This window comes from Pseudomonas sp. No.21 (assembly GCF_054558415.1).
Genome location: NZ_BAAJNO010000021.1, coordinates 47342 through 61962 on the forward strand (window position 1 = coordinate 47342; position 14621 = coordinate 61962).

The window sequence follows — 14621 nt, forward strand, 5'->3', positions numbered from 1 at the left end:
GCATCAGGTTTGCCGGCCGAAGGCCGAAATGCTATCAGACATGATGTGGATTCGCGCGTGGCAACGACCGCGCTGGAGCGCGAAATCCGGCCGCAGAACAATAACGAGTCAGGAGCCCCCGACCATGAACCTTCGCAGTCTGCCCATCAGCCGCCGCCTCTGGCTGATCCTCGTCGTCGCGGTGTCGATGCTGGTGGTTCTCGGGATGGCCATGCTCCAGCAGATCCACAGCGACCTGCTGCATGGCAAGGAGCTCAAGACCCAGCACGTGGTGCAGACCGCCGCTGGCGTGCTGCAGCACTTCCAGGCCCAGGAGGCTGCCGGCACCCTGCCCCGCGAGGACGCGCAGAAGCAGGCCATGCAGGCCATCCGCGCGCTGCGCTATGACAAGAACGACTACTTCTGGATCAACGACCTGACCCCGCGCATGGTCATGCACCCGACCAACCCGAAGCTGGAGGGGCAGGACCTCTCCGGCTACAAGGACCCGGACGGCAAGCCGCTGTTCAACGACATGGTGGCCGTGGCCCGCAGCAAGGGCGCGGGCTTCGTCGACTACCGCTGGCCGAAGCCGGGCGCCAGCGACCCGGTGCCCAAGGTGTCCTACGTGCAGCTTTTCGAACCCTGGGGCTGGGTGATCGGCTCGGGCATCTACATCGACGACATGCAGGAGGAATTCTGGTCCCAGGCCCTGCGCGCCTCCTTCATCGGCCTGGTGATCGCCCTGATCATGGCGGTGCTGGTGGTGGTGATCGCCCGCAGCATCACCCGCCCGCTGCAGGACGTTGTGGCGGCCATGGCCAACATAGCCAGCGGCGAAGGTGACCTGACCAGTTCGCTGGATGGCCAGGGTCGCGACGAGATCACCGCGCTTTCCGGGCACTTCAACGCCTTCACCAGCAAGCTGCGCGGGGTCATCCGCCAATCACTGGACGCTGCCGGCGCACTGGACCAGGCCGCCGGCTCCCTGGGCGGCATCGCCAGCAACGGCCAGCGCCACAGCGAGCAGCAATCCCAGCAGATGGAGCTGGTGGCCACCGCCATCAACGAGGTCACCTACGGCGTACAGGACGTGGCGAAGAACGCCGAGCACGCCGCCAGCGAGGTGCGCACCGCCGAAGACCAGGCACGCCTCGGCCAGAGCAACATCGACGCCAGCCTGCGGCAGATCGGCCAGCTCTCCGACACCATCGGCCAGGCCGTGGAGGTGATCCGCTCGCTGGCCGAGGAAAGCTCGCAGATCGGCACCGTCCTGGAAGTGATCCGCTCCATCGCCGAGCAGACCAACCTGCTGGCGCTCAACGCCGCCATCGAGGCCGCCCGCGCCGGCGAGCAGGGCCGTGGCTTCGCCGTGGTCGCCGACGAAGTGCGCCTGCTGGCCCAGCGCACGCAGAAATCCACCGCCGAGATCCACGGCATGATCGAGCGCCTGCAAGGCAACTCCGAAGCGGCGGTGAAGGTGATCAACGAAAGCAGCCGCGCCTCGCAGCTGACCGTGGAGCAGGCCAGCCAGGCCGGCGAAAGCCTCGGGCAGATCGCCCAGTCGTTGCGCAACCTCACCGGGCTCAACGCCTCCATCGCCAGTGCCACCCTGCAGCAGTCCCACGTGGTGGAGGACATCAACCAGAATGTGACCCAGGCAGCCAGCTTGGCCCATGACAACGCGATGGCTTCAGAGCAGACTAGCGCCGCCAGTCAGCAGCTCAGCCAACTGGCCGAGCAGTTGAACCGCTTGTTGAGACAATTCCGCGTTTGAGGACCGGCATGGGCAACATGGAACACCAGGAGGTCGACCTCGGCCAGCAGCAGAACCAGGACCTGATCTGGGACCTGGACAGCATCGCCCGTCGCGAGCTGGCCGAGCGTTTCATCCGTCTGTTCGAGAACCGCCTGTGCGTGTACTCCGAGTCCACGCGCCAGCTTTACACCAACTACAGCCTGCATTTTCCCGCCGATCTCGGGCGCAAGATGGTGGTGCTGCCCAACCCCTACGCCTTTCACGACACCCTCCACGGGATCGAGGCCGCCGCGGTGCTCAAGACCGGCCTCTTCGTGTTGCCCGGCGTGGTGCTCGGCAAGCCGGGGTTGCTGCTCAGCACGCGCATCGAGGAAGGCGGCCCGAAGCCCAAGACCATGCCCTTCAAGCCGGCACTGGCGCAGATCATCAGCAACCAGCGCAAGCGCGGCGACGTCTTCCTGCCGATCCTGATGAAGGGCGACCTGCGCGAGTTCGACCAGCAGATGCCCTACATCCACCTGCACCGCCTGCAGGTGTACAAGCTGCCGCACCTCTCCACCTTCGAGCGCGACGACATCCAGCAGAGCATCACCCGCAAACTGCTGATGCTCTACCGCCAGGCCGACAGCCTGGTCTGCTGAGGCTTGCCCCGGGCGCCCGGCGAACCGGGCAGCGCGGGCAAGACCGGGTGCCCTCCTCCTGGCTAGAGTCGACCCGTGACCCGCCAAGGAAACCCACCACCATGCCCTGGTACCTCGAAGCCCCGCTGAGCATCATCGCCGGCCTGCTCTTGGCCAACTTCATCGAATGGTTCTTCCACAAGCATGTGCTCCACGGCCTGGGCCGGGTACGCGGGCGCTTCTGGAGCTTCCATTTCCACGAACACCACGGCAACGCCCGCCGCCATGCCTTCCGCGACCCCTGCTACGAGCGCTTCCCGCTGGGCTGGCACGCCCAGGGCAAGGAAGCCTGGGCACTGCTGCTGGCCAGCCTGGCCGCCAGCCCGCTGTGGCTGGTGGCGCCCTGGCTGACCGCGACCCTCTGGTACTGCGCGGCGAACTACTACCGCACCCACCGCCGCTCCCACGAGGACCCGGACTGGGCACGCCGCCACCTGCCCTGGCACTACGACCACCACATGGGGCCCAACCCCCACGCCAACTGGTGCGTGACGCGGCCCTGGTTCGACCACCTGCTGGGCACCCGCGAGCGGTACCTGGGCACCGAACGCGAGCGCCAGGACCGGCAACGCCTGGCGGCCAGGGCGCCCGCCGCCGGCTGAAGCCGCTACAATCGGCGGCTCTTTCCACGAGGGTCGCCCGTGTCGCCACTTGAACTCTTCGCCGCCGCGCTCGGCGTGCTCGCCGTCTGGCTCACCACCCGGCAGAACCGCTGGTGCTGGCCCATCGGCCTGGCCATGGTGCTGATCTACGCCTGGATCTTCTTCGAGGTGAAGCTCTATTCCGACATGCTGCTGCAGGGCATCTACGCCGTGCTGCAAGGCTACGGCTGGTGGCAATGGACCCGGGGCGGCGCACGCCATGACGGCCGCGAGGTCAGCCGCCTGGCGCCGGCGCAGCTGGCGACGGGCCTGGGCCTGGGGGCCGCCGGCAGCCTGGCGCTGGGCTACGTGATGGCGACCCACACCGACGCCGCCGCGCCCTGGCTGGACGCGGCGCTGACCGGGTTCAGCCTGGTGGCCCAGGTGTGGATGGCGCAGAAGCGCCTGGAATGCTGGGCGCTGTGGATTGTGGTGGACGTGATCTTCGTCGGCCTGTTCCTCAGCAAGGCGCTGTACCTGACCGCCGCGCTCTACGCGCTGTTCACCCTGCTGGCGGTGCACGGCTGGCGGCTATGGCGGCAACCGCAGGCGAGCCCGGCATGAAGGTGCTGGTACTGGCCGGCCCCGAGTCCAGCGGCAAGAGCTGGCTGGCCGGCGAGATCGCCGCGCGCTTCGGCGGCCGGGTGGTGGGCGAGTACGTGCGCGAGTTCATCGACGAGCAGCAGCGCGACACCTGCTACGCCGACATCCCCCTGATCGCCCGGGGGCAATTGCAGCGCGAGGACGCGGCGCGGGCCGAGCGGCCGGCGCTGCTGGTGCTGGATACCCACCTGCTGAGCAACATCCTCTGGAGCCGCACGCTGTTCGGCGACTGCCCGGCCTGGCTGGAGACGGCCCTGGCCGAACGCCGCTACGACCTGCACCTGCTGCTGAGCCCGGAAGGCGTGCCCTGGGTGGGCGATGGGCAGCGCTGCCAACCGGCACTGGCCGAGCGATTGGCATTCTTCCACGCCAGCGAGGCGTGGCTGCAGGCCCGGGGGCAGCGCTACGTGGTGGTGGCGGGGAATTGGGCCGAACGCCGCGAGGCGGCGCTGGCTGCGGTGTCAGCCTGGCTGGCCGAATAGCAGGCCGCCCCAGGCCACCAGCAGGCTGGTGACCACGCCGATGGTCAGCGGGCGGCGCAGGGCCGGGTACCAGCCCGGTGCCAGGCCCAGGCGCACGGCACGCAGGTCGGCCAGGTACAGGCCGATGAAGGCCGGGATGAACACGGCCACCGCCAGGCCGGCGGGCAGCCCGGCGGAGATGGCGACCCAGCCGAACAGTGCGGGAATCACCGAGAAGCCCAGTTGCAGGCGCGCACGGGTGTCCTCCTGGCCGGCACGCATGGCCAGCCCCCAGTGAATGGCGCCCATGAACGCGAGAATGACGGCGGCGTAGTCCAGCAACGCCGCCAGTACCAGGGGGCGCCAGCCGATCGGGGTCAGCCAGATACCGAGTGCGCCCGTGACGAAGGGCACCAGCCCGGCAAAACCGAGCAGCCGGGCCAGGTGCGGCGGATGGGGAGCATCGAATGCATGCATGGGGCGGGTCCTTGTTGGGTTGCCTTCAGACTAGACAGGCCTGATACCAACCGCACCGTGCGCCGTCAACGGCGAGGCACGGGCAGGTCGATGCGCACCCGCAGGCCGCCGAGGGGGCTGCTGTCCAGGCTGAGCCGGCCGCCCCAGGCGTCGACGATGTCCCGCACGATGCCGAGGCCCAGACCATGGCCGGCAACCTGCTCGTCCAGCCGCGAGCCGCGGGCGAGCACCGACTCGCGCTGCTCCTCGGCGATGCCGGGGCCGTCGTCGTCGACACTCAGGCGATAGCCGTCGGCCTGCAGGGAGATGGACAGCAGCACCTGGGTTTCCGCCCACTTGCAGGCGTTGTCGAGCAGGTTGCCCAACAGCTCCAGCAGGTCCTCGCGATCCCAGGGCAGGCGCAGGCCGGGGGCGACATCCCAGTCCAGGTCGAGCCGGCTGTCATGGATCATCGACAGGGTGTTGAACAGCCCCGGCAACTCCGCATCGCAATCGAAATGCGCCCCCGGCAACGCTTCTCCGGCCAGGCGCGCGCGACCCAGCTCGCGGGACAGGCGTTGCTGGATCTGCTCCAACTGCTCGGCCAGGGTGGCGCGCAGCTCCGGGTGCCCACGCAGCTCGTCGCGGGACTCCAGGCTGACCAGCACCGCCAGGGGCGTCTTCAGCGCGTGGCCGAGGTTGCCCAGTGCATTGCGCGAGCGACGCAGGGTGTCTTCGGTATGGGCCAGCAGGTGGTTGATCTGGCCCACCAGCGGCTCCAGTTCCAGGGGCACGCGGGCATCCAGCTCGCTGCGCTGGCCCTGCTGCAGCTGGGCGATCTGCCGGCGCACCCGTTCCAGCGGGCGCAGGGCGCGACGCACCGTGTAACGCTGCAGGGCGAGCATCAGCAGGAGTGCGGCGATACCCAGGGCGACACCGGTCCACTGCACGCGGCGGAAGCTGTCCAGGATCGGCGTGTAGTCCTGGGCCACGGCAATGCTGACCTGGCGCCCGAAGCGGCGGTAGTCGCCCCGGTAGGTGAGCAACTGCTGGTCATTGGGCCCGGGCAGCAGCTCGGCGGTCAGGCCAGGGCGCTCGGGCATGGCGAACTCGGCGTCCCACAGGGAGCGGGAGCGCCAGGGGGTGTCATCGATACGGATCAGGAAGTAGCGCCCCGAATAGGGCTGCTGATGCGCCGGGTTGAGCTTCTGCTCGTCCAGCTGGATGCCCTTGGGACCGCGCACCAGGGCGGCCAGCAGGCTTTCCGCCTCGCTGCGCAGGTTGCCCTCGAGGTGGCGGCGCAGGCCATCATCGAACAGCCACAGGCTCACCTGGGCGAGCAACAGCCCGACCACCAGCAACAGGGTCACCAGGCCGATGCTGAGCTGCCGCTGGATGGACCTCACTCGGTGACACCGGTGAAGCGGTAGCCCTGGCCTCGACGGGTCTCGATCACGCTGCGCCCGAGCTTGCGTCGCAGGTGGTTGACGTGAACCTCGATGACGTTGGAGTCGCGCTCGGTCTCGCCGTCATACAGGTGCTCGGCCAGGTGGCTCTTGGACAGCAGCTGGCCGGGGTGGAGCATGAAGTAGCGCAGGAGGCGGAACTCGGCGGCGGTCAGGTCCACTTCCTCGCCGCCGCGGGTGACGCATTGGCGGCCTTCGTCCAGCTGCAGGCCGGCCGCTTCAAGGTGCGGCTGGTTGGCCAGGCCCCGGGCACGGCGTAGCAGCGACTGGATGCGCAGGGCCAGCTCCTCCGGGTGGAAGGGTTTGGTCAGGTAGTCGTCGGCGCCGGCCTTGAGGCCCTCGATGCGCTCGGCCCAGGAATCCCTCGCGGTGAGGATCAGCACCGGCGTGGCCAGCCCGCCCGCCCGCCATTCGCGAAGCACGTCGAGGCCCGGGCGCCCGGGCAGGCCGAGGTCCAGCACGATCAGGTCATAGGGTTCGCTGGCGCCCTGATGGGCGGCATCGCGGCCGTCGGCCAACCAGTCCACGGCGTAGCCCTGGCGGCCGAGCCCGGCCAGCAGCTCGTCCGCCAGAGGCACATGATCCTCAACCAGCAGCAGGCGCATCAGTCATCCTCCTCGTCCTTCAGGATGCGCCCGTCACGGGCGTCCAGTTCCAGCTCGCGCACCACGCCTTCGGTGGTCAGCAGTTCGACTTCGTAGACATAGACATCGTCTTCCTCTTCCAGCTCCGCCTCCAGCAGGCGAGCCCCGGGGTACAACCCCAGGGCCCGGTGCAGCAGTTGCTCGAGGGGCATGATCACCCCTTCTTCGCGGAGCTTCAGGGCTTCGTCCTGGTCCAGGTCACGGGCCACCGCCTCGAGGGCGAAGACCGCCAGAACCAGGACGAGGATGCCGCTGTAGCGCATGATCAGTCCCATCAGTCGTCCTGGTGATCCTTGAGGATCTGGCCATTGGTGGCGTCCAGTTCGAGATCCCACTGCACGCCCTGGGGATCACGCAGTTCGACCTGGTAGATGTAGCGGCCGTATTCCTCTTCCAGCTCGGTCTCGTTGACGGTGGAGCCGGGGTGCTTGGCGATGGCGGCGGCGTTGAGCTTCTCGAACGACTGGATGGTGCCGGCGTCACGCAGCTTCAGGGCTTCGTCCGGGCCGAGGTCACGGGCCTGGGCAATCCCGGCGGTGGCAGCGAGGGTGGCGACGGCGAACAGGGCAGTGAGTTTTTTCATGGTGCATCTCCTTGTGGGGATATCTGTCTTCGATGGGTACACCTTAGCGAAGGCCAATTAACTCAAGCTGAATTTCCGGCCGCCCCGGTCGATGCCATCGGTACCCCGGGCCCGCCAATCACTCCCCGGCCTCGGCATGGACGCATCATTCACAGGATGAAGGCGCTTGGACTGGCGGCGCGGGCCACTATAATCGCTGCCTCGCTTTTTTCGGAGGCCCCCATGAGCGCCATTCACATCAAGTCGCCCGCCCTCACCCTGCGCGCCGGCAGCCGTGCCCTGGCACGCATCCGCGAGCGCGGCCTGCAGCCGGCCGACGTGAAGATTCTCCCCGGCGCCGCCGGCGGCCCCAAGGCGCTGGGCATCCAGGGCCTGGACCTGGCGCTGTTCGGCGACTGGCTGCCACGCGCGCCCCAGGAGCGCTCGCTGATCGGCGCCTCCATCGGCTCCTGGCGCTTCGCCAGCGCCTGCCTGCCGGACGCCGCCAAGGGCATCAGCCGCCTGGGCGAGCTGTACACCGCGCAACGCTTCCCCAAGGGCGTGACCATGGCCGAGGTCAGCCGCCTCTGCGCGCAGATGCTCGACCACCTGCTGGAAGGCCAGGACGCCCATGTGCTGAGCAACCCGCACTACCGCCTCAATGTGGTGGTGGTAAAGAGTCACGGCCTGCTCGCCCATGACCGCCGGGGTGCGCTGGGGCTCGGCCTGGGCTCGGTGATCGGCTCCAATCTGCTGGGGCGCCCGCGCCTGGCCCGACACTTCGAGCGGGTGATCCTGCATGACATCCGCCTGGCCCCTCCCCTGGCCGCGCTGGAAGACTTCCCCTCGCGCTGCCTGGCACTGGACGCCAGCAACCTCCGCCACGCCCTGCTCGCTTCCGGCTCCATCCCCATGGTGATGGAAGGCGTGCGCGACATCCCGGGCGCCGGCCCCGGTACCTACCGCGACGGCGGCCTACTCGACTACCACCTCGACCTGCCCTACAGCGGCGACGGCGTGGTGCTCTACCCGCACTTCACCGACAAGGTGATCCCTGGCTGGTTCGACAAGGGCCTGCCCTGGCGTCGTGGCGATGCAGTGCGCCTGCAGGACGTGCTGCTGCTCGCCCCCTCGCGGGAGTACCTGGCCACCCTGCCCCACGGCAAGCTACCGGACCGCAAGGACTTCACCCGCTACCTGGGTGACGATGCCGGACGCGAGCGCTACTGGCGCAAGGCGATGAGCGAAAGCCAGCGCCTCGGTGACGAATTCCTCGAGTTGGTGGATGGCGGCCGCCTGGCCGAACGCCTGCAGCCGCTCTGATCGGCCCGATTGCCGCGCGGCCTGCCTCGGGGTAGGCTGCCGCGCGACGATTCAGGGAGAGAACCGATGAAGCTCGCCGTCGCCATCATCCATGGCATTGGCAACCAGCAGGACCTGCGCGACGACGACGGCCAGCACAGCTTCGCCCAGGGCCTGATCCGCGGCCTGCGCAAGCGCCTGGGCAGCGACGCCGAACAGATCGCCTTCCAGAGCCTTTACTGGGCCAGCGTGCTGGACAAGCGCGAGCAGGCCTTCCTCGACCGCCTGGAGCGCGAACCGGTTACCTGGCGCTGGCTGCGCGAGGCGGTGACGCTGTTCCTCGGCGACGCCAGTGGCTATCGCAAGGTCAGCCAGGCCTACGACACCACCTACGAAGAAGTGCACCAATGCCTGCGCAACGGCCTCAACGCCCTGCGCGCACGGGTCGGCCCGAATACGCCGCTGGTGGTACTCGCGCACTCCCTCGGCGGGCACATCTTCTCCAACTTCGTCTGGGATCAGCAGAAACTCAACGACACCCCGAGCTGCCCGCGCGACCCCTTCATCGCGCTGGAGACCCTCGCCGGGCTGGTCACCTTCGGCTGCAACATCCCGCTGTTCACCTTTGCCTACGACCCCGTGCAGCCCATCCGCTTCCCCGGCCATTGCCTGGAGGAGCGGGTGCGCGAACAGGCGCGCTGGCTGAACGTCTACGCCCCGGCGGACCCACTCGGCTACCCGCTGCGGCCCCTGCAGAACTACACCGCCGTCGTGCAGGAGGACCGCGCCATGCCGGTCGGCCCCTGGTACAAGCGGCACACACCCCTGAGCCATATGGAGTATTGGGAAGATGCGCGTTTTCACCGTTACCTGGCAGGCCATCTGCGCCAGTTGCTTGTTGCTTGCGATGAACCCGAGCCAGGCGGCGCCGGACGCACGCAGCCAGCAGGAAATAGCGGGGCTGCTGACGTTCGTGGCGTCGAGTGGCTGCCTGTTCATCCGCAACGGCAGTGAGTACCCGGCCACCGAAGCCCGCGATCACCTGCAGAAGAAGCTCGACTACCTGAACAAGAAGGGCCTGGTGGACTCCAGCGAGGACTTCATCGCCCGCGCCGCGACCGAAAGCAGCATGAGCGGCAAGCCCTACAAGGTGCGCTGCAACGGCCAGGAACAGCTCTCCGCAGAATGGCTGAAGGCCGAACTGGCGCGCCTGCGCACCACCCGGCCCTGAGCCTCAACCCGGCTGGCCGTCGACCCGGGGGTGGCAGAACATCGGCGCGTAGTGCACGAGAAACAGCGCAAAGGCGGCCAGCCAGCATACCCCCGCCAAGGGTAGCGCCACGCTTGGCAGCAGCCCCGGCAGGAACACCCGTGCCACCGCCCCACAGTTGACCAGTGCGAAGGCGACGCCCATCGCCTTCGGCGGCGACAACGGCCGCCCGGTGTGACCCAGGCTGACACGAGCCAGCATCGCCAGGATCAACCCGCCCATTGCCCCGACCGCCAGCGCGTGCAACGGCAGGCTCGGGTTGCCCAGTAGCCCCAGGTGCCAGAGCGCCTGGCCGAGGGGCGCCACCACCAGCCAGGCGAAGGCCAGGTGCAAGGACCAGAGCAACGGCACGCGCCAGATGCCCGCGTCGTACCAGCGCGCCAGGCGAACGGTGTTGCCCAGGGCCAGGCAGGCGAACGGCAACGCGATCCAGGGGCTGGCTTTCAGGGCTATACCCGAGGCGCTCAGCACCGCCACCAGCAGCGCGCAACCGAGGGTGGCGCGGTCCAGCCAGGGCAGTGCCTTCACCTGCTGGGTGCGCCCCAGCCCGCGCTGGGTGAAGAAGGGAATCACCCGCCCGCCGATCAGGCCCATCAGCGCCGCGATCAGCCACATCGCCGCGAGCACGCCCTGGCGTTGCATACCCTCGTCGCCCAATGCCAGGCCAGCCAGCACCAGGGCATCGGTACCGCCGAGCAGGGCCAGCACGGCCACCACGGGATAGTTGTTGTGCTGGCGCACCTGCCAGAGGCTGCGGCCGATGACGAAGGCCAGCAGCGGCAGGAAGGCGACCTGCAAGGGAATCAGCACAAGGAGCGGCGCCTCCAGTAACCAAGCCAGGCGCGCGGCGAGCCAGAGGGCTGCGAGCAACATCAACGGGCGCCCGGAGAGCCCCGCCCTGCCCGTCCAGTTCTGCACGGCAGTGAGCAGGAAGCCGGCGATGATGGCGATGCCGAAGCCGAATGGCATTTCGTGACGATGCCAGGCCAGCCAGCCACCAACCGGTTGCCAGGTACTGAGGTGGCCGGTCAGCACGACGGTCCAGAACGCCATGGCGATGAGCGCGAAGAGCCCGCCAGCCAGGAAGAAGGGGCGGAAGCCAAGGCGCCAGAGCGGCGCGATGGCCAGTTCCCGTTTACGGTCACGCAACTGCATGGAGCGCCTCCTTGCGCAGCTGGTATTGGGCGGTGAGGCGCATGACGTAGCCGAGCTTCAGCAGGGTCGGCCCGAAGATGACCATGCCGTGGAAGGCGATCAGCGGCAGCAGGCCGAAGAACTGGTCGAGCAGATAGCCGCAGAAGATGCCGACAAGCAGCATGACCAGGCCGATCCAGAGAACCTGGTTGGCAAGGCGCAGAAGAGCATCGGGGGAGTTGAAGAAGGTCATGGTGGTTTCCTCGTTCAAGGCCCGGCACCTCGTGAGCGCCGGGCAAGGTCGATCAGCTGTCCAGGGCACTGGCAGGCCCGAAGAACTCGTAGTGGCATTGTCTTTCGGGTACGCCCAGCGCCTTGAGGTACTTCTTCACCTGAGCCATGAAGGGCTTTGGCCCAAGGAAGTAGGCATCCAGATCGCGCTCGGCGGGTAGCCAGCCCGACAGGCGTTCTTGGGTGAGAAAACCGGTGCCGTCGGCGCGATCGCTTTCGCCCGGTTCGCTGTAGCAGACGAAATGCTGGAGATTCGGACGCCGGGCAGCGATCGCCTCAACCCAGTCGCGGAAGGCGTGCACCGCGCCGTTGCGCGCACAGTGGATGAAGTGGATCGGCCGATCGCTGTGTTGCGCCACGTCGAGCATGGCCAGCGCAGGGGTGATGCCGACGCCGGCGGTGATCAGCACCAGCGGTTTGCGACTGGAGCGCAGGACGAAGTCACCGGCCGGTGCGAAGAGCTCGATGCGGTCGCCTTCGCCGACTCGGTCGTGGAGGAAGTTGGAAACCTTGCCGCCTGGCTCGCGTTTGACGCTGATGCGGTAGGAGCGACCGTTGGCGGCGGCGGACAGGGAATAGTTGCGGCGCGCCTCTTCGCCATCGATGTCCAGGCGCAAGCCGATGAACTGGCCGGGGGCGAAGTCCAGCACCGCGCCGCCGTCTTCCGGCACCAGGTGGAAGGAGGTGATCTCGTCGCTTTCCGCGACCTTGCGCTCGACGATGAAGCCACGCGCGCCGCGCCAGCCACCGGGGGCCTCGGCACTCGCGGCGTAGATTTCCTCCTCCGAGCCGATCAGCAGGCCGGCCAGCAGCTCATAGGCCTGGGCCCAGGCGTCGATCACCTCGTCCGTGGCGATCTCCTCGCCCAGGACCTCGCGGATGGAACGCAGCAGGCAGTCACCCACGATGGGGTAGTGCTCGGGGAGGATCTGCAAGGCGACGTGCTTGGCGACGATGCGGCTGACCAGCGGGCCCAGGACCTCGAGCTGGTCGATGTGGCGGGCGTACATCAGCACGCCGTTGGCGAGGGCGCGGGCCTGGTCGCCGCTGGCCTGGTGGGCCTGGTTGAACAGCGGGCGGACCTGCGGGTACTCGCTGAGCATCATCTTGTAGAAATGGGTGGTCAGGGCTTCGCCACCGGTCTCCAGCAGGGGGACGGTGGACTTGACGATGGCACGCACTTGGCTGGACAGCATGGTTGGACTCCGTTTTTCTAGTGGGTCTGAATCTCGTCCTGGGTATTTCATTTCCCGTGCCACATTTTTATTTCTTATAAATCAGTTAGTTATGTTTTGAAGGGTGGTTTTGACTACAATTGTCTCCGAGTCAATCCGACATCAAGAAGTCAATATGACAACTCCCTCTTTGCTGCAGACACTCATCCCCCTGGTCACCGACCTGTCCCGCGATCTACCGGAGCCGGAGCGCTATCGCCGCCTCCTCGGCGCGCTGCGGGGCCTGCTGCCATGCGACGCAACCGCGCTGCTGCGACTGGAAGGCGAGCAACTGGTGCCCCTCGCGGTGGACGGCTTGAGCGCCGACACCTTGGGGCGGCGCTTCAAGGTCAGCGAGCACCCACGCCTGCGGACACTCCTGGAGAATCGCGGGCCGACGCGCTTCCCGGCCGACTGCGATCTGCCCGACCCGTATGACGGCCTGGTGGATGGGCATCTGGAGCACCTGGAGGTGCACGACTGCCTGGGCTGCCCCCTGTTCCTCGATGATCGCCCCTGGGGCCTGCTGACGCTGGACGCGCTGAACCCGGCGCGCTTCTCCAGCGAGGACCTGCAGACCCTGGAGAACTTCGCCGTGCTGGCGGCGGCGACGGTGAAGGCCGCCGAGCGCATGCATGGCCTGGAGCGGCTGGCGGCGGATGAACAACAGCGTGCGGAGGTCTATCGCCAAGCCGCCGGGCAGGCGCGGCCGCAGGAAATGATCGGCCAGAGTGCCGCGCACAAGGCGCTGGTGGAGGAGATCGCCGTAGTCGGTGGCAGCGAGCTGACGGTGCTGATCAGCGGTGAGACGGGCGTCGGCAAGGAGCTGGTGGCTCAGGCGATCCATGCCAGGTCTCCTCGCAGCAACCAGCCGCTCATCAGCCTCAACTGCGCGGCCCTGCCGGACACCCTGGTGGAGAGCGAGCTGTTCGGCCATGTGCGCGGTGCCTTCTCCGGCGCTGTGGGTGACAGGCGTGGCAAATTCGAGCTGGCCGATGGCGGCAGCCTGTTCCTGGATGAAGTGGGCGAGCTGCCTCTGGCGATCCAGGCCAAGCTGTTGCGGGTATTGCAGAGCGGCCAGTTGCAACGGGTGGGATCGGATCGGGAGCATCGGGTCAATGTGCGGGTGATCGCCGCGACCAACCGCGATCTGGCCGAGGAGGTGCGTCATGGCCGCTTCCGCGCCGACCTCTATCACCGTCTCAGCGTCTATCCCATGCGCGTGCCGCCATTGCGCGACCGGGGCCGTGATGTGCTGCTGCTTGCGGGCTATTTCCTCGAAAACAACCGTGCCCAATTGGGGCTGCGCAGCTTGAGACTGAGCCAGGATGCGCAAGCCGCCCTCCTCGGCTATGACTGGCCCGGGAACGTGCGCGAGCTGGAGCACCTGATCGGACGGGCCGGGCTCAAGGCAAGGGTGGCGCAGCCGGATAGGCCAAGGATCCTGACCCTGACGGCGGCAGACTTGGCTTTGCCACGAGCCGGGGCTCGCGTTGAGGCGGATGAGGTGATCGAGGAAGAGCAGCCAGTCTCGATCGGCGATCTACGTACGGCAGTGGATCACTACCAACAGCGCCTGGTGACCGCGGCGCTGGAACGCAACGAGGGCAACTGGGCGGCAGCTGCCCGGGAGCTGGGGCTGGATCGCGCCAATCTGCTGCGCCTGGCCAAGCGCCTGGGCATCAAGTGACAGGGCGGCTCGTCCGGTCAGCGGTAAAGGGCGGGGGGAACTGATAAACTCCCGCCCCTTCCAGGCCGGTACCGGGCCGTCATCTTCAGAGCGTCATTCGTGGAACTGTTCAAGGAATTCATCTTCGAGGCGGCTCACCGCCTCCCCCATGTCCCCGCCGGCCACAAGTGCGGGCGACTGCACGGCCACTCCTTCCGCGTCGCCATCTACATCGAAGGCGAAGTCGATCCCTATACCGGCTGGATACGCGATTTCTCGGAGATCAAGGCGATCTTCAAGCCACTCTACGAGCAGCTCGATCACAACTACCTGAATGACATCCCCGGGCTGGAGAACCCCACCAGCGAGGTGCTCGCCAAGTGGATCTGGCAACAGCTCAAGCCGCTGCTTCCGGAGCTGAGCCGGGTGCGCATCCACGAGACTTGCACCAGTGGCTGCGAGTATCGCGGCGACTGATTCTTCTGCTGCA

At 67.5% G+C, this 14621-nt stretch carries 18 protein-coding genes; 10 read left to right on the forward strand and 8 right to left on the reverse strand.

Annotation, left to right across the window (positions count from 1 at the left end):
• Window positions 1–124 precede the first annotated feature (124 nt).
• The 5 genes from ACYJSS_RS28940 (at window position 125) to ACYJSS_RS28960 (ending at window position 4144) form a co-directional block, all read left to right on the forward strand.
• On the forward strand, window positions 125–1756 hold the full coding sequence (locus ACYJSS_RS28940; protein ID WP_043246469.1) for a methyl-accepting chemotaxis protein: 1632 nt from the start codon (window positions 125–127) through the stop codon (window positions 1754–1756).
• Window positions 1757–1764: 8 nt separating this feature from the next.
• Window positions 1765–2379 carry a hypothetical protein gene (locus tag ACYJSS_RS28945; protein ID WP_236206424.1) on the forward strand — a complete coding sequence of 205 codons (615 nt, stop codon included), beginning with the start codon at window positions 1765–1767 and terminating at the stop codon, window positions 2377–2379.
• Between the two features lie 101 nt (window positions 2380–2480).
• Entirely contained in the window at window positions 2481–3020 is a 540-nt protein-coding gene (locus tag ACYJSS_RS28950; protein ID WP_111262847.1) for a hypothetical protein, read from the forward strand.
• A gap of 39 nt (window positions 3021–3059) precedes the next feature.
• Window positions 3060–3623 carry a nicotinamide riboside transporter PnuC gene (gene pnuC, locus ACYJSS_RS28955; RefSeq protein ID WP_111262846.1) on the forward strand — a complete coding sequence of 188 codons (564 nt, stop codon included), beginning with the start codon at window positions 3060–3062 and terminating at the stop codon, window positions 3621–3623.
• A complete protein-coding gene (locus ACYJSS_RS28960) occupies window positions 3620–4144 on the forward strand; it encodes an AAA family ATPase (RefSeq protein ID WP_236206423.1) in 525 nt (174 codons plus the stop codon). Before pnuC ends, ACYJSS_RS28960 begins: the two co-directional genes overlap by 4 nt.
• On the opposite strand, the gene ACYJSS_RS28965 is transcribed toward ACYJSS_RS28960, so the two are convergent.
• The 5 genes from ACYJSS_RS28965 to ACYJSS_RS28985 all read right to left on the reverse strand — a co-directional run bounded on the left by ACYJSS_RS28965 (window position 4124) and on the right by ACYJSS_RS28985 (window position 7272).
• Window positions 4124–4600 carry a DUF3429 domain-containing protein gene (locus tag ACYJSS_RS28965; protein ID WP_236206422.1) on the reverse strand — a complete coding sequence of 159 codons (477 nt, stop codon included), beginning with the start codon at window positions 4598–4600 and terminating at the stop codon, window positions 4124–4126. The genes ACYJSS_RS28960 and ACYJSS_RS28965 overlap by 21 nt on opposite strands.
• Window positions 4601–4665: 65 nt before the next feature.
• The gene (locus tag ACYJSS_RS28970) at window positions 4666–5985 is read right to left on the reverse strand and encodes a sensor histidine kinase (protein WP_236206421.1); all 1320 of its coding nucleotides are present in this window, start codon (window positions 5983–5985) and stop codon (window positions 4666–4668) included.
• The gene (locus ACYJSS_RS28975; RefSeq protein WP_111262842.1) at window positions 5982–6650 is read right to left on the reverse strand and encodes a response regulator transcription factor; all 669 of its coding nucleotides are present in this window, start codon (window positions 6648–6650) and stop codon (window positions 5982–5984) included. Before ACYJSS_RS28975 ends, ACYJSS_RS28970 begins: the two co-directional genes overlap by 4 nt.
• A complete protein-coding gene (locus ACYJSS_RS28980; RefSeq protein ID WP_111262841.1) occupies window positions 6650–6964 on the reverse strand; it encodes a PepSY domain-containing protein in 315 nt (104 codons plus the stop codon). The genes ACYJSS_RS28975 and ACYJSS_RS28980 overlap by 1 nt, the downstream gene beginning before the upstream one ends.
• The gene (locus tag ACYJSS_RS28985) at window positions 6964–7272 is read right to left on the reverse strand and encodes a PepSY domain-containing protein (RefSeq protein WP_021216815.1); all 309 of its coding nucleotides are present in this window, start codon (window positions 7270–7272) and stop codon (window positions 6964–6966) included. The genes ACYJSS_RS28980 and ACYJSS_RS28985 overlap by 1 nt, the downstream gene beginning before the upstream one ends.
• A gap of 222 nt (window positions 7273–7494) precedes the next feature.
• On the opposite strand from ACYJSS_RS28985, the gene ACYJSS_RS28990 reads away from it, so the two are divergent.
• The 3 genes from ACYJSS_RS28990 (at window position 7495) to ACYJSS_RS29000 (ending at window position 9784) form a co-directional block, all read left to right on the forward strand.
• A complete protein-coding gene (locus ACYJSS_RS28990; RefSeq protein ID WP_236206420.1) occupies window positions 7495–8574 on the forward strand; it encodes a patatin-like phospholipase family protein in 1080 nt (359 codons plus the stop codon).
• A gap of 66 nt (window positions 8575–8640) precedes the next feature.
• The gene (locus ACYJSS_RS28995) at window positions 8641–9567 is read left to right on the forward strand and encodes a hypothetical protein (protein WP_236206419.1); all 927 of its coding nucleotides are present in this window, start codon (window positions 8641–8643) and stop codon (window positions 9565–9567) included.
• Window positions 9527–9784, forward strand: coding sequence for a DUF5329 family protein (locus ACYJSS_RS29000; RefSeq protein WP_236206418.1), 258 nt, complete (start codon window positions 9527–9529; stop codon window positions 9782–9784). Before ACYJSS_RS28995 ends, ACYJSS_RS29000 begins: the two co-directional genes overlap by 41 nt.
• A 3-nt stretch (window positions 9785–9787) precedes the next feature.
• Here ACYJSS_RS29000 and ACYJSS_RS29005 read toward each other — a convergent pair whose 3' ends face one another.
• Genes ACYJSS_RS29005 through hmpA form a run of 3 tightly spaced genes read right to left on the reverse strand, consistent with a single transcriptional unit; the run spans window position 9788 to window position 12444 of the window.
• Window positions 9788–10978, reverse strand: a complete 1191-nt coding sequence (locus ACYJSS_RS29005) for an NnrS family protein (protein WP_236206417.1) — start codon at window positions 10976–10978, stop codon at window positions 9788–9790.
• Window positions 10965–11210 carry a transmembrane sensor/regulator PpyR gene (locus ACYJSS_RS29010; RefSeq protein WP_236206416.1) on the reverse strand — a complete coding sequence of 82 codons (246 nt, stop codon included), beginning with the start codon at window positions 11208–11210 and terminating at the stop codon, window positions 10965–10967. The genes ACYJSS_RS29005 and ACYJSS_RS29010 overlap by 14 nt, the downstream gene beginning before the upstream one ends.
• A gap of 52 nt (window positions 11211–11262) precedes the next feature.
• Window positions 11263–12444 carry an NO-inducible flavohemoprotein gene (hmpA, locus tag ACYJSS_RS29015; protein ID WP_236206415.1) on the reverse strand — a complete coding sequence of 394 codons (1182 nt, stop codon included), beginning with the start codon at window positions 12442–12444 and terminating at the stop codon, window positions 11263–11265.
• Between the two features lie 154 nt (window positions 12445–12598).
• Here hmpA and norR point away from each other — a divergent pair, with 154 nt between their 5' ends.
• Window positions 12599–14152, forward strand: a complete 1554-nt coding sequence (gene norR / locus ACYJSS_RS29020) for a nitric oxide reductase transcriptional regulator NorR (protein ID WP_111262837.1) — start codon at window positions 12599–12601, stop codon at window positions 14150–14152.
• A 99-nt stretch (window positions 14153–14251) separates the two neighbouring features.
• Entirely contained in the window at window positions 14252–14608 is a 357-nt protein-coding gene (gene queD, locus ACYJSS_RS29025; RefSeq protein ID WP_043247051.1) for a 6-carboxytetrahydropterin synthase QueD, read from the forward strand.
• Window positions 14609–14621 lie beyond the last annotated feature (13 nt).

What these genes read in the sequence shown, in the direction of transcription:
- ACYJSS_RS28940 (WP_043246469.1), top strand. Translation starts at nt 125, where the DNA reads ATGAACCTTCGCAGTCTGCCCATCAGCCGCCGCCTCTGGCTGATCCTC.
- ACYJSS_RS28945 (WP_236206424.1), top strand. Translation starts at nt 1,765, where the DNA reads ATGGGCAACATGGAACACCAGGAGGTCGACCTCGGCCAGCAGCAGAAC.
- ACYJSS_RS28950 (WP_111262847.1), top strand. Translation starts at nt 2,481, where the DNA reads ATGCCCTGGTACCTCGAAGCCCCGCTGAGCATCATCGCCGGCCTGCTC.
- ACYJSS_RS28960 (WP_236206423.1), top strand. Translation starts at nt 3,620, where the DNA reads ATGAAGGTGCTGGTACTGGCCGGCCCCGAGTCCAGCGGCAAGAGCTGG.
- ACYJSS_RS28965 (WP_236206422.1), bottom strand. Translation starts at nt 4,600, where the DNA reads ATGCATGCATTCGATGCTCCCCATCCGCCGCACCTGGCCCGGCTGCTC.
- ACYJSS_RS28975 (WP_111262842.1), bottom strand. Translation starts at nt 6,650, where the DNA reads ATGCGCCTGCTGCTGGTTGAGGATCATGTGCCTCTGGCGGACGAGCTG.
- ACYJSS_RS28980 (WP_111262841.1), bottom strand. Translation starts at nt 6,964, where the DNA reads ATGGGACTGATCATGCGCTACAGCGGCATCCTCGTCCTGGTTCTGGCG.
- ACYJSS_RS28985 (WP_021216815.1), bottom strand. Translation starts at nt 7,272, where the DNA reads ATGAAAAAACTCACTGCCCTGTTCGCCGTCGCCACCCTCGCTGCCACC.
- ACYJSS_RS28990 (WP_236206420.1), top strand. Translation starts at nt 7,495, where the DNA reads ATGAGCGCCATTCACATCAAGTCGCCCGCCCTCACCCTGCGCGCCGGC.
- ACYJSS_RS28995 (WP_236206419.1), top strand. Translation starts at nt 8,641, where the DNA reads ATGAAGCTCGCCGTCGCCATCATCCATGGCATTGGCAACCAGCAGGAC.
- ACYJSS_RS29005 (WP_236206417.1), bottom strand. Translation starts at nt 10,978, where the DNA reads ATGCAGTTGCGTGACCGTAAACGGGAACTGGCCATCGCGCCGCTCTGG.
- ACYJSS_RS29010 (WP_236206416.1), bottom strand. Translation starts at nt 11,210, where the DNA reads ATGACCTTCTTCAACTCCCCCGATGCTCTTCTGCGCCTTGCCAACCAG.
- hmpA (WP_236206415.1), bottom strand. Translation starts at nt 12,444, where the DNA reads ATGCTGTCCAGCCAAGTGCGTGCCATCGTCAAGTCCACCGTCCCCCTG.
- norR (WP_111262837.1), top strand. Translation starts at nt 12,599, where the DNA reads ATGACAACTCCCTCTTTGCTGCAGACACTCATCCCCCTGGTCACCGAC.